The following is a 12,906-nucleotide window of genomic DNA, read 5'->3' as shown; positions in this document are numbered from 1 at the left end:
ACTATGGAACAGATCGCCTTCAAAATGCAGTTGAAACCCGGTCACGCGGCCGAATACCAGCGCCGCCACGACGCGATCTGGCCGGAGCTGTCGAGCCTGCTCAAAGAGGCCGGCATCAGCGACTACAGCATCTTTCTCGACCAGGCCAGCGGCGCGCTGTTCGGCGTGCTGCGGCGCAGCGACGGCCACCGCATGGCCACGCTGGCGCAGGAGCCGGTCATGCAGCGCTGGTGGGCCCATATGGCCGACCTGATGGAAACGCATAGCGACAACGAGCCGGTGTCGATTCCCCTCTTGCCCGTGTTTCATCTGCCATGAGCGCCACCGCCGTGATCGATATCGGCAAGACCAACGTCAAGTTGACCTTGCTCGACGGCCAGGGCGCCACCCTGGCCACGCGCCGCCGCGCCAATACCGTGCTGCAGGCCGAACCGTACCCGCAGCACGATGTGGACGGCATCTGGCACTGGCTGGTCGATACCCTGCACAGCTTTGCCGCCATCGCCCATGTCAAAGCCATCGTACCGGTGACGCATGGCGCCACCGCCGCGCTGGTGGACGACACCGGCCTGGTGCTGCCGGTGCTCGATTATGAGTGCGCCTTGCCGGAAAGCCTGAACCACGACTATGGCGCACTGCGCCCCGGCTTTGCCGACAGCTTTTCGCCCGATCTGCCGCTGGGGCTGAACCTGGGCCGCCAGCTGTACTGGCTGGCGCGCACCTATCCCGAACAGTTTGCACGCACGCGCCATATCCTGACCTACCCGCAATACTGGGCCTGGCGCCTCTCGGGCGTGGCCGCCAGCGAAGTGACGTCGCTGGGCTGCCATACCGATCTGTGGCAGCCCACCGCGGGCACGTATTCGAGCCTGGTCGAACAGATGGGCTGGCAGCCGTTGATGCCGCCGCTGCAAGCGGCCTGGACGCCGCTGGGCGCGATCCACGCCGACCTGGCGGCGCGCACCGGCCTGCCAGCCGATTGCCAGGTACTGTGCGGCATCCATGACAGCAACGCGTCCCTGCTGCGCCACCTGAACGGCGGCAAGCGCAGCATTTTGTCGAGCGGCACCTGGCTGATTGCCGCCGCGTTAGACACGCCGCTGGGCCATCTGTCAGCTGGCGCCGACATGCTGGCCAACGTCAATGCGCTGGGCCAGCCGGTAGCCTGCATGCGCTTTATGGGAGGGCGTGAATTTGCGGCCATTGCCGGCGCTGAACCGGTCGCCTGCACCATCGACGACCTGCAGCGCCTGATCGACCAGGGCACGCACGCGCTGCCCTGCTTTGCCGAGTCGGGCGGCCCGTTTGTCGGGCGCAGCGGCAGCATCACCGGACCGCAACCGCAAACGCCGGCCGAGCGCTATGCGCTGGCCACGCTGTACTGCGTACTGATGAGCGACTACTGCCTGGAGCAGCTGCAGGCCGACGGCCCCGTCACCATCGAAGGCAGCCTGGGCGACAACCCGTTCTTTGCCGGCCTGCTGGCCAGCCTGCGCAATACCGACGTAACCGTCACCAGCGACGCCAGCGGCACCACCTGTGGCGGCTGGATGCTGCATCGCTGGGGGCAGACGCCCGAACTGGACAGCACCGAGGCGCCGCCATTGGCGCTGCAGGGCTGGCAGGATTACCGGCAGCAATGGCGCGCAGCGCTGGCAAACGCATAAGGTATAAGGTATCAAGCATGACCGGCCTTTGGTCAGGTAGCCCACCTTGCCGAAAGGCAGGTCAAACACCTTAGCACGAGGCGTACAGTTCTCCGGTAACCCATACCACAGGAGAAACCCGATGATCCGATGTGTACGTATCTGGACTGGCGCCGACGGCAACTCCCGGTTCGAGGAAGGCAGCATTGCCCTGCTTCGGGGCGAGCGCGGCGACATCCTCGGCGACAAGCTTGGCGCAACCAGTATTTCCTACCGCGAAACCAGCAGTGGCGGCGCCTTTGCACCGCATGACGCACCCGTGCGCCAGTTCGTGCTGACCCTCAGCGGCACGCTGGAATTTCGCTGCGCCGATGGCGCTACCTTCCTGATCTATCCCGGCGACGTGCTGCTGGCCGAAGACACCACCGGCAGCGGCCACAGCTGGCGCCTGGTGGACGACCAGCCCTGGCGGCGCGCCTACATCATCCTTGGCGCCAATACCGACGCCGGCTTCGTGAAGCACTGAAGCAGTCCCTCATCCCTGGAGAATATCTTGACCGACACCACCAACAACCCTGTGCACGACATCGTGCTGATCGGCGGCGGCATCATGAGTGCAACGCTGGGCGTCCTGCTCAAGGAGCTCGACCCGGCATTGTCCATCGTCATGTACGAAACGCTGGAAGACTGCGCCCAGGAAAGCTCCAGCGGCTGGAACAACGCCGGTACCGGCCACGCCGCCAACTGCGAAATGAACTACACGCCACAGCGCGACGACGGCAGCATCGACATCAGCAAGGCGCTCGATGTCAATACCGAATTCGATATCTCGCGCCAGCTGTGGGCCTACCTGGTCAAGCAGGGGGCGATTCCCGACCCACAGGCCTTTATCCACCCATGCCCGCACATGAGTTTTGTCTGGGGCGAAGACAATGTTGCCTTCCTGCGCGCGCGCTACAAGGCGATGTCGGCGCACCACTGCTACCACGGCATGGAATACAGCGAAGACCGCGCCACCATCGCGCAATGGGCTCCACTGGTGATCGAAGGGCGCGACGAAAGCCAGCCGGTCGCCGCCACCCGCATCATCACCGGCACCGACGTCGACTATGGCGCCCTGACCCATCTGCTGGTGGGCCATCTGAACAAGCAGCCTGGCTTCAAGGTGCATTACAACAGCAAGGTGGTCGGGCTGGAGCGGGAAGAGGCGCTGTGGCGCGTCAAGGTAGAAAACACCCGCGGCGGACCGGGCCAGACGGTATCGGCAAAGTTCGTGTTTATCGGCGCCGGCGGCGGCGCCCTGCCGCTGCTGCAGAAATCGCGCATACCGGAAGCCAAAGGCTATGGCGGCTTCCCTGTCAGCGGCATCTGGCTGCGCTGCGATATCGATGCAGTCAGCCATCGCCATCACGCCAAGGTGTATGGCAAGGCTGCGAGTGGCTCGCCGCCGATGTCGGTGCCGCATCTGGATACCCGCATTATCGATGGCAAGCAGTCGCTGCTGTTCGGGCCGTATGCCGGTTTTTCCACCAAGCTGCTGAAACACGGCTCGCTGCTCGATCTGTTTGGCACGCTCAGGCACGACAACATCATCCCGCTGCTCGACGTGGCGCGCGACAATGCCGACCTGACCGAATACCTGATCGGCCAGGTAATGCAAAGCGCCGATCATCAGTTTGCAACGCTGAAAGAATTTTTCCCGCTGGCCAATCAGCAGGACTGGAAAAAAGCCATTGCCGGCCAGCGCGTGCAAACCATCGCACCGCATGAAAGCACCGGCTGGTTCAAGCATGAAGAGGGCAAGCTGGAGTTCGGCACGGAAGTGGTCTCGGCCGCCGACAAGTCGCTGGTCGCGCTGCTGGGCGCCTCGCCGGGCGCCTCCACAGCTGCCTATATCGCACTGGAAGTGCTGCAGCGCTGCTTTGACGAGCGCCTGCAGGACGGTGCCTGGCTGGAGCGCCTGAAAACCGTGATTCCGACCTATGGCGTCGACCTGAAAGCAGATGCCGAGGCTTGCCGCCGCACCCGCGCCGCCACAGCCGCGCTGCTCAATATCCATGATATCGGCAAGGCAGGAGAAACGGCATGACTGATACGACCTCAGGCAAGGTGCCGGTAGTGCTGCTGGACCTGCCAATCGGCCTGACAGCAACTGGCGTACGCCAGGAATTTGACTCGATGGGTACGGTCGACGTGCCGGCCGACAAATATTATGGCGCGCAGACGGCGCGCTCGCTGGTGCATTTTTCGATAGGCGAGGACCGCATGCCCAAGGCGATCTATCACGCCTACGGCATCGTCAAGAAAGCCTGCGCGCTGGTCAACCAGCAGGAAGGCCGCCTGCCAGCATGGAAGGCGCAGGCAATTATCCGCGCTGCCGACGAAGCGATTGCCGGCAGCCTCGACGAGCATTTTCCGCTGTATGTGTGGCAAACCGGCTCCGGCACGCAGTCGAACATGAACGTCAACGAGGTGCTGTCCAACCGTGCGATTCAGTTATTAGGCGGCACGCTGGGCAGCCAGCAGCCAGTTGGCCCCAACGATGACGTCAATCTGGGCCAAAGCTCGAACGACACCTTTCCAACCGCCATGCACATCGCCGCACTCGACCTGATCGACCGCCGCCTGTTGCCCGAGCTGGACCGCCTGGCCGGCGTGATCGAGACCAAGTCGGCAGCGTGGATGCAAATAGTAAAGATCGGCCGCACGCACCTGCAGGACGCCACGCCGCTGACGGTAGGCCAGGAATGGTCAGGCTACGCGGCCCAGCTGCGCGCCGCGCTGCGCACCATCGAAGACAGCCGGCAGGATCTGTACGAGCTGGCCCTGGGCGGCACGGCAGTGGGCACCGGCATCAATGCGCCGCCAGGATTTTCGGTCAAGGTGGCGCAGCAGATCGCCACGCTGACCGGCAAGCCGTTTGTCACCGCACCGAACAAATTCATGGCGCAAGGTTCGCTTGACGCGATGGTGCGGGCCCATGCGGCGCTGCGCGGCCTGGCCGTGGCGATGATGAAAATCGCCAACGACATGCGCTGGCTGGCTTCGGGGCCGCGCTGCGGTTTCGGCGAACTCAAGCTGCCGCCAAACGAGCCGGGTTCGTCCATCATGCCGGGCAAGGTCAATCCGACCCAGTGCGAAGCCATCGTGATGATCGCCATCCAGGTAATGGGCGACGATAGCGCCGTGGCATTTGCCGGCTCGCAAGGCAATTTCGAGCTCAATGCGATGCGCCCCATCATCATCAATGCCTTCCTGCATTCAGCCACCATCCTGGCCGATGGTTGCGAGAAATTCCGTACCTACTCGGTCGAAGGCACGCAGCTCGATGAAAGCAGGATTGCCAGCTTCGTCAACAACAGCCTGATGCTGGTCACGGCGCTGTCGCCCGTGATCGGCTACCAGAAGGCCGCGCATATCGCCGAACAGGCCGACGCCAGCGGCAGCACGCTGCGCGAAGCGGCACTGGCGTCCGGCTATGTAGACGCGGCAACATTCGACCGCGTGGTGGACGCCAGTACGATGGTGGGCGACGGGGTGGGCGGCGCCTAGCGGTACACCATGCCGCCATCGATCAGCGGCGCCTGCCCGGTCATATAGTCCGAATCCGGGCCGGCCAGGAACGATACCAGGCCGGCCACGTCGTCGGGCGTTTCGGCGCGGCCCAGGGCGATGCCGTCGACAAATTTCTTGTAGGTGGCGCCCAGCTCGGCGCCGGTCACTTCGGCCATGCGCTTGTCGATCTCGACCCACATGTCGGTGCCGACCACGCCCGGGCAATAGGCGTTGACGGTAATGCCGTCGCCGGCCAGTTCGCGCGCGGCCGACTGGGTCAGTGCGCGCACGGCAAACTTGGTGGCGCAGTACACGCCCAGCAGGGCAAAACCGTCATGGCCGGCAATCGAGCAGGCGTTGATGATCTTGCCCTTCTGCCCGCGCGCCTTGAAGCTTTTGGCGGCCGCCTGGATGCCCCACAGCGTGCCTTGCACGTTGATGCGCATAATGCGGTCGACCTCGTCGGGCGTGACGTCCAGCAGTGGCTGCACCTGCGCAATGCCGGCGTTGTTGACCATGATATCGAAACCGCCCAGTTCGGCCTGTGCATAAGCGACCGCCTCGGTGACTTGCGCCAGTTGCGATACATCGGCAATAAAGGTGACGGCCTTGCGACCCAGCGCGCGCACTTCGGCGGCAGCAGCCTCGAGTTTTTCCTGGTTCAGGTCGACCAGCGCGATATCGGCGCCGTCTTTTGCCAGGCGCAGCGCAATCGCCTTGCCGATGCCCTGGGCTGCGCCCGTAACGAGGGCGACTTTTCCATTGACTCTCATAGTGATTTCTCCCGAAATAAGCACGCCTGCAACAGGCAGGCTGCGTTCCGGTTCCATCACAAACCTTTTTGGCGAGGCTGAACAGGGTGTTCGATAGAGCAATGCTGAAAACGGCGAGCCAGGTCAAGACAATCACGATCAGGCCCTGCCAGCGTCAGGAATCCTTGCGAAACCGATGCAGCACCCACGGCAAGGCCGGCACGACCGCAAGCCACGGCCAGTCGACCAGCAGATGTGCACCGGCCAGCAGCAGCACGCACATCATCGCCAGCACCACAACAAAGGCAATCCGGCGCAGCCACTTGCCTTTGGAAGGCGATGCCTGCTCGCTGGCAGCCTCGACATGCGATATGGCGGCCCGGTTGGTGTCCGGTGCAGCCGGCCTGGCGGGCTCAGGCTCGGCAGGCATCTCGCGTGCCGCCAGCCCGTATTTTCCTGGCTCCATCTTCTGGCGCATCTCGTTTGCGCAGCGCAACTGCACTTCGCCTATCCATGCTTCCAGGCGCCGGCCCCAGTCTTCGATGCGCTGCGCGCCGGCTTCGTCGGCCATCCTGTAGTCGCTGTTTTCGTTCTTGGGGTTCATGTCGTTATCGTACGTGCCATATTGCGAGTACAGGGTGGCCAGCACGCCATGCGCCAGCGACGACGCCGGGCCACTGACAAACAATGGAAACCTGGCCCAGGGCGCGGGTGAGGACACCGGCAGGAACAGCGGCCCGGCAGGCACACGGCTCGAGGGCAGGTTGATATCGAGATCGGTGGCAATGGTCCTGGCCAGCGCCTTCCAGTCCGTCTCCGGGATCTCGAGCTGCCCTGGCCGCTCGTCGACACACCAGTAGCTGTCGATATCGCCTCCCCAGGACGTCGCATCAGGAAACCTCGGCATCTGCGACATGGGCGGAAGTTGCGGGTGCTCGAGCCACGCGGCCCGCTCTTCACCGACAGCCCAGATCTGGTAGCGGTCGCGAAAGTGCACCACCACCGCGCGCTCGCGGTATTGCAGCACGCTGGGGCTGTCGATACCGAACTGCGCCAGCCGGTGCAGCGACAGACGCACTGCGCCCGTTTGCTGCAATACGCCCAGCCACCAGGTAAAGTCGTCGGCCAGCAAGGCGTTGCCGGCCAGTTGCCGGAACTGCAGGCGTGCGCCAAAAAAGATCCCGTGCCGGTACCAGTCCTCCAGCGCCAGGCCGTTGCGCAAAAACTGCGTGCCGTAACTGACCAGGGCAATTTGCCGCTCTATAAATTCGGAATGCAAGCCGAACTCCTTTATCGGATAAGTTGTCGGATAACAATGCCGGCAGACTATACAGGGCGCGTGCCAGACGCTGCGCCCTGCTGCGCCCATGCCGCCATTTTGCAGCGCTACGCGGTTTCAATATGGCTTGTACAATCGGTCACATCGACAGCTTTGAAGGCTCCCCATGACCTCAGCCACCGCTCCGAAGACGCTGCATATCGCCAGAAAACTGGTCAGCCTGCTGGGCAAGATACAGATTACCGACGACGACGATACCGTGCTGTACGAGGCAAAAGGCAAATGGGGCTGGCTGCGCAAGCCCTGGAACATTACGCAAGGCGAACAGGAAGTGGCAGTGCTCGCGCGCAAGCTGTGGTCATTTGCGCCGATCTGGGAGGTGGAAAGCCGCAACGCCAGCTACCCCAGCTATCTGCTGCGCGGCAAGCTGTGGAGCTGGCGCCGGCAGGTCACCGTGGTCGGCGGCCCGTTTGACGGCGCCGTGCTCAAAGGCAGCCTGTTCGACATGAATTTCGAGCTGACCCACCACGGCCAGGTGCTGGCCCGGGCGCAGTCCGAGCTGCTGACCATTCGCACGCGCCACAGCATCGTGCTGCTCGACACCTCACCGGCGGTGGAACGGCTGACCGCGATATTGATGTTCCATCTGCTGGTGGAAAAAGGCGAGGAGCGCAAGCTGGCGGCAGCGGACCCGACGCCATCGTCTTCCTATCATGGCGGGAACATGACGTGAGCCTGGCCTGCCCGCCAGCTCAGGCTGGTGCCGCCCGCAAACGCAGCACCACAGTAAAGTGACCGGCCTCGTCATGGCTGAACAGCATGGCGCCGCCGTGCGCTGCCATCACCTGTTCGACGATCGACAAGCCCAGGCTGCCACCCGCGCGGTTGCCGCTGCGCGGTGAAAAAGGCGCACGCACGCTGGCCTGGCTGGCAAGCGCAATACCGGGGCCGTCGTCGATGAAGTGCACTTCCCAGTAGGGTCCAGCGGCCACGATATTGACATGCAGCAGGCCCGGCGCGCCATACAGCAATGCATTGCCCAGCACGTTCTTGACCGCCTCGCGCAAGGTGGTGGCGTCGCCATCGATCAGGCAGGGCTGATCGGGCATGTCCATGCCGACGTCGAGCGCCTGCAGGTCCCGCTCGTGCCAGGACGAGAGCATGTCGGCCATTTCACCGCGTACCAGTTCGGCCAGATCCAGGCGTGCCGGGATGGCGCTGTCGGCCCGGTGCTGCACCATGGCGTGGTTGATCAGTTGCCCGATCTGGCGCCCCATATTGGTGGTCAGCGTTCGCAAGCGCACCAGGTGCGCCTGCTTGCGCGTTTCATCGGACTGGGTCGAGAGCAGCTCCACCTGCGAGAGCAGCGCGGCGACCGGTGTGCGCAGCTGGTGCGCGGCGTCGCCGATCACGCGGCGCAGCAAGCCCTGGTGCAGCGACAGGCGCTGCATGAAGCCGTTGATGGCGCTGACCAGCGCATGGATTTCGGCCGGCACCTCCATCTTCAGCGGCGCCAGGTCATTTGGGTCGCGTTCGGCCAGCGCCCGCTCGATGCGTTCGAGCGGCGCCAGCGTCTGGTACAGCGTGAAGGTGGCGGCCAGCACTGTCAGGATGGCCATCACGGCGATCACGATCAGCGCATTGCCCGACAGGCTTTTTGCAAACGACAGCCGTGCAGCCTTGGTCTGCGCCACGGCCACCACTGCCCACGGATGTTCATGGTCGATGGCCAGACGCCGGCCCAGCACGGCGATCCGCACGTCGACGTCCTGGTAGACACCGTCAAACAGCAGCGGCCCTTCGGCCAGGCGTTCCCACGGAATGGGCGGCTTGAAATCGGGGTCGCCGGCGATGCTGCGCCCCTGCGGATCGAGCACCGTATAGAAAGTGCGCACACCGGGCGTGAGCATAAAGGCCGCCACCGGCACGTCGACTGTCACGTTGTCACCCTGCAGCCAGGTGTTTTCGGCAATCTGCAGCGCGTTGCCGGTCAGCAGGCGGTCATACGCTTCGTTTGCCGCCACTTGCGTGGTGTACCACATCGCCGCCAGCAGCACTGCCGCGCTGGCGGCAATCACCATGCTGACACGCAGCGCCAGGCGCGTGTACAGCGAGCCCCGTGCCACGATCATGGGGCCGCCCTCATGCCAGCACCACCTGATAGCCGAGTCCGCGCAAGGTGCGGATTTCAAAACCGGCGTCGACCAGCTTTTTGCGCAGGCGCGCCACGTACTGCTCCACCGCATTGGCGCTCGGGTTGTCGTCGACAGTAAACAGCCGGTCGATCAGCTCGTCCTTGCCGAAAATGCGACCCGGGCGCGACAGCAGGATTTCCAGCAGCGTCACTTCACGCCGCATCAGTTCGAGCGGACGGCCGTCGAGCAGCACGCTACGGGTCTTGCGGTCGACACTGACCTTGCCCACCACCATCAAATTGGTGGTGCCACCGCCGTCGCGCCGCAGCAGCATGCGTATGCGCGCGTCGAGTTCGCGGTAGTCGAAGGGCTTGACCAGATAATCATCCGCACCGAGGTCAAGTGCGGTGACGCGTTCCTCGATTTCGGCGCAGGCCGTGAGCATCAGCACGCTGGTGGCCAGTCCCTTGGACCGTACCTGCCTGAGCAGCTCGAAACCGTCGGTGCCGGGCAGCATGATGTCGAGAATCAGCAGGTCGTAATGCGGATCGAGCACGCGCGCCGCAGCGCGCCCGCCATGCGCTTCCCAGTCGACCACATGGCCGATGCGCGTGAGCGAAGCAACAATGGCTTCGGCCACATCCACCGTGTCTTCCACAACCAGAATTCGCATTACTCCGCTCCATTTTTGTCAGTTTCATTACAGGTTCGCGGTGCAAGATCTGACAAACATTCACAAACCGTATGGAGACTATATGAAAAACACAGAACTTGCCAGCCAGGCCGGTTCCGCGCCGGTACCCTTGCTTGAAATCGACAAGGTTACCCTCCAGTACAAGACCACCGAACATCTCGTCACGGCCGCGCAGGACGTCAGTTTCAAGGTATACCCGGCCGATCGCTATATCCTGCTCGGCCCATCGGGCTGCGGCAAATCGACGCTGCTCAAGGCCATCGGCGGCTACATGAAGCCGGTGCAGGGCCGCATTCTACTGAACGGCACCGAAGTGCGCGAGCCAAATCCGGAACGCATGATGGTGTTCCAGGAGTTCGACCAGCTGTTGCCTTGGAAAACCGTGCGAGAGAACGTCGAGTTTGCACTCGAAGCGAGCGGCCGCCTGCATGGCAAGGCCGCCGCCGAACGCGCCGCCTACTATATTGACAAGGTGGGCCTGTCGAAGTTCATCGACAGCTATCCGCATACGCTGTCGGGCGGCATGAAGCAGCGCGTGTCGATTGCCCGCGGCATGGCGATGGAGCCGGCCGTGCTGCTGATGGACGAACCGTTTGCCGCACTCGATGCGCTGACCCGCCGCAAAATGCAGGATGAACTGCTGCGCCTGTGGGATGACACGCACTTTACGGTGCTGTTCGTAACCCACTCGATCGAGGAAGCGATCCGCATCGGCACGCGCATCCTGCTGCTGACGCCTCACCCTGGCCAGGTCAAGGCAGAGCTGAACAGCATTCCGGCCGCCGAGATGGGCAGCACCAGCCAGGTGGCGCTTGAAACCCGCATTAACGACATGCTGTTTGCACAACATTGAAAGTGGACACGACCATGAACGCAGTCTTGAAAACCGTGCCGCCTGCCGGCCAGCCGCAACCGTACGAGCGCCCGGAAATCGTGCGCCAGCCGGCCGTCCACGACAGCGCCGCCATCCAGCGCCCGTTGTCGACCTTTGAAAACCTGTACCGCCACAGCGGCGTGCGCAAGGTCATGATCCTGCTGCTGCTGGCATTGGTGTGGGAAGTGTATGGCCGCTGGCTCGACAACGCGCTGCTGTTCCCCAGTTTCAGCGACACCGTGCGCGCCTTTTTTGGCGGTATCGGCAGCGGCGTACTGATCGACCGCGCCGCCGTCTCGATGAAAACCCTGCTGATCGGCTACAGCATCGGCATCGCACTGGCGACCTTGCTCACCACCCTGGCAATCAGCTCGCGCATCGGTACCGATTTCCTGGAAACGCTGACATCGATGTTCAATCCGCTGCCAGCGATTGCACTGCTGCCGCTGGCGCTGATCTGGTTTGGCCTGGGCAACGGCAGTATCGTCTTCGTGCTGGTCCATTCAGTCCTGTGGGCCGTGGCGCTGAACACGCATGCCGGCTTTCGCGGCGTATCGCAGACCATGCGCATGGTTGGGCAGAATTACGGCTTGAAGGGCTTCAAGCTGGTGCGCCTGATCCTGATTCCTGCCGCCTTCGGCAGCATCCTGACCGGCCTGAAAGTGGGCTGGGCGTTTGCCTGGCGTACGCTGATCGCTGCCGAACTGGTCTTCGGCGTGTCGTCCGGCAGCGGTGGCCTGGGCTGGTTCATCTTTGAAAACCGCAATCAGCTTGAAACGGCCAACGTGTTTGCCGGCCTGTTTTTCGTGATCCTGATCGGCCTGTGCGTCGAGAACTTCATTTTCGCCACCATCGAACGGAAAACCATCCGCCGCTGGGGCATGCAGAACCACTGATTTACCTTATAAAAATACGGAGACAACATGAATATGACGAATTTTTCCAAACTGGCCATCGGCGCCGCCCTGTCCTTGTCCCTGCTGGCCGGCAATGCCAACGCCGAAGCCAATACGGTGCGCCTGTCGCACGGCTACGGCATGCTGTACCTGCCGCTGATGGTCATGCGCGACCAGAAACTGATCGAGAAACACGCCAAGGCAGCGGGTCTCGGCGATGTGACGACCAACTGGGCAACGCTCGACGGCGGCAACGTCATCAATGACGCCATGTTGTCGGGCAACCTCGATATCGCCGGCACGGGTGCGCCGGGCTTCATCACGCTGTGGTCGAAAGCAAACGGCATTCCGCGCTCCGAAGTCATCGGCCTGGGCGCACTGAGCACCGCGTCGCTGTGGCTGAACACCAACAACCCGAAAATCAAGTCGCTCAAGGACTTCACGCCGAAAGACAAGATCGCCATCCCCGGCATCAAGACCTCGCTGTCGGCCGTGGTGCTGCAGATGGCCGCAGCCAAGGAGTTCGGCCACCCCAACTATGCCAAGCTCGATCCGATGACGGTAAGCCTGGGTCACCCGGAGGCGGTCGGCGCGCTGCTGTCGGGCAAGACCGAGATTACTGCGCACTTCACCTCGCCGCCATTCTCGTACCAGGAAGCAAAGGACCCGCGCATCACGAGGGTGCTGAGCTCGACTGCCACGCTGGGCAATATCACGCTCGACGTAGTCTTCGCGATGAAGCAGTTCACCGTGCAGAACCCGAAACTGACGCAGGCATTCACGGCCGCGCAGGAAGAAGCCAATGCCTATATTGCGCGCGACCGCAAAGGCGCGGCTGAAACGTTTTTGCGCATCTCGAAAATCAAGCTGACGCAAGCCGAAGTGGAAGCCATGCTGGCCGACCCTGACAACCAGTTTTCAACCACCCCGGTCGGCATCATGCAGTACGTCGACTTCATGGGCCTGGCCGGCACCATCAAGACGCGGCCGAAAACCTGGTCCGAGCTGTTCATTGACAGCATCAAGAGCCGCAAAGGCTCCTGATGTAAAAAAGCAGCCGGCGTCACGCGCCGGC

13 protein-coding genes are annotated in these 12,906 nt (G+C 63.0%); 9 read left to right on the top strand and 4 right to left on the bottom strand.

Annotated features, from left to right (window positions below):
- The first annotated feature begins 3 nt into the window (after positions 1-3).
- From rhaM to fumC, 5 genes are all read left to right on the top strand, one after another.
- Positions 4-318 carry an L-rhamnose mutarotase gene (rhaM, locus tag GCM43_RS19575; protein WP_152247392.1) on the top strand — a complete coding sequence of 105 codons (315 nt, stop codon included), beginning with the start codon at positions 4-6 and terminating at the stop codon, positions 316-318.
- Positions 315-1,667 (top strand): FGGY-family carbohydrate kinase, encoded by a 1,353-nt coding sequence (locus tag GCM43_RS19570; RefSeq protein WP_152247390.1) that lies wholly within the window; start codon positions 315-317, stop codon positions 1,665-1,667. The genes rhaM and GCM43_RS19570 overlap by 4 nt, the downstream gene beginning before the upstream one ends.
- Positions 1,668-1,788: 121 nt before the next feature.
- The gene (locus tag GCM43_RS19565) at positions 1,789-2,172 is read left to right on the top strand and encodes a cupin domain-containing protein (protein ID WP_152247388.1); all 384 of its coding nucleotides are present in this window, start codon (positions 1,789-1,791) and stop codon (positions 2,170-2,172) included.
- A 27-nt stretch (positions 2,173-2,199) separates the two neighbouring features.
- Positions 2,200-3,735 (top strand): malate dehydrogenase (quinone), encoded by a 1,536-nt coding sequence (mqo, locus tag GCM43_RS19560; protein WP_152247386.1) that lies wholly within the window; start codon positions 2,200-2,202, stop codon positions 3,733-3,735.
- Positions 3,732-5,198, top strand: coding sequence for a class II fumarate hydratase (gene fumC / locus GCM43_RS19555; protein ID WP_152247384.1), 1,467 nt, complete (start codon positions 3,732-3,734; stop codon positions 5,196-5,198). Before mqo ends, fumC begins: the two co-directional genes overlap by 4 nt.
- On the opposite strand, the gene GCM43_RS19550 is transcribed toward fumC, so the two are convergent.
- Both GCM43_RS19550 and GCM43_RS19545 read right to left on the bottom strand, forming a co-directional pair.
- A complete protein-coding gene (locus tag GCM43_RS19550; RefSeq protein ID WP_152247382.1) occupies positions 5,195-5,974 on the bottom strand; it encodes an acetoin reductase in 780 nt (259 codons plus the stop codon). The two genes, fumC and GCM43_RS19550, sit on opposite strands and share 4 nt — an antisense overlap.
- Before the next feature lie 154 nt (positions 5,975-6,128).
- Complete coding sequence (locus GCM43_RS19545; RefSeq protein ID WP_152247380.1) at positions 6,129-7,232, bottom strand: hypothetical protein; 1,104 nt, start codon at positions 7,230-7,232, stop codon at positions 6,129-6,131.
- A gap of 166 nt (positions 7,233-7,398) precedes the next feature.
- On the opposite strand from GCM43_RS19545, the gene GCM43_RS19540 reads away from it, so the two are divergent.
- On the top strand, positions 7,399-7,965 hold the full coding sequence (locus GCM43_RS19540) for an LURP-one-related/scramblase family protein (protein WP_152247378.1): 567 nt from the start codon (positions 7,399-7,401) through the stop codon (positions 7,963-7,965).
- Positions 7,966-7,984: 19 nt separating this feature from the next.
- Here the strand turns inward: GCM43_RS19540 and GCM43_RS19535 are convergent, their stop codons facing one another.
- Together GCM43_RS19535 and GCM43_RS19530 are read right to left on the bottom strand one after the other, a co-directional pair.
- On the bottom strand, positions 7,985-9,364 hold the full coding sequence (locus tag GCM43_RS19535; RefSeq protein ID WP_152247376.1) for a sensor histidine kinase: 1,380 nt from the start codon (positions 9,362-9,364) through the stop codon (positions 7,985-7,987).
- A 10-nt stretch (positions 9,365-9,374) separates the two neighbouring features.
- On the bottom strand, positions 9,375-10,040 hold the full coding sequence (locus tag GCM43_RS19530; protein ID WP_152247374.1) for a response regulator transcription factor: 666 nt from the start codon (positions 10,038-10,040) through the stop codon (positions 9,375-9,377).
- 82 nt (positions 10,041-10,122) lie between these two features.
- Here GCM43_RS19530 and GCM43_RS19525 point away from each other — a divergent pair, with 82 nt between their 5' ends.
- Genes GCM43_RS19525 through GCM43_RS19515 form a run of 3 tightly spaced genes read left to right on the top strand, consistent with a single transcriptional unit; the run spans position 10,123 to position 12,875 of the window.
- Entirely contained in the window at positions 10,123-10,914 is a 792-nt protein-coding gene (locus GCM43_RS19525; protein ID WP_152247372.1) for an ABC transporter ATP-binding protein, read from the top strand.
- A gap of 14 nt (positions 10,915-10,928) precedes the next feature.
- Positions 10,929-11,831: an ABC transporter permease gene (locus GCM43_RS19520; RefSeq protein ID WP_152247370.1), complete on the top strand. Its 903-nt coding sequence runs from the start codon at positions 10,929-10,931 to the stop codon at positions 11,829-11,831.
- 27 nt (positions 11,832-11,858) lie between these two features.
- Positions 11,859-12,875, top strand: coding sequence for an ABC transporter substrate-binding protein (locus tag GCM43_RS19515; RefSeq protein WP_152247368.1), 1,017 nt, complete (start codon positions 11,859-11,861; stop codon positions 12,873-12,875).
- The last annotated feature ends 31 nt before the right edge of the window (positions 12,876-12,906 follow it).

Origin of the sequence: Janthinobacterium aquaticum, from assembly GCF_009208565.1 — a bacterium.
In the GTDB taxonomy this organism is placed as follows: Bacteria; Pseudomonadota; Gammaproteobacteria; order Burkholderiales; family Burkholderiaceae_D; genus Janthinobacterium.
Note: the sequence above shows the minus strand (reverse complement) of the source record. Positions and strands in the feature narration are given on the sequence as shown.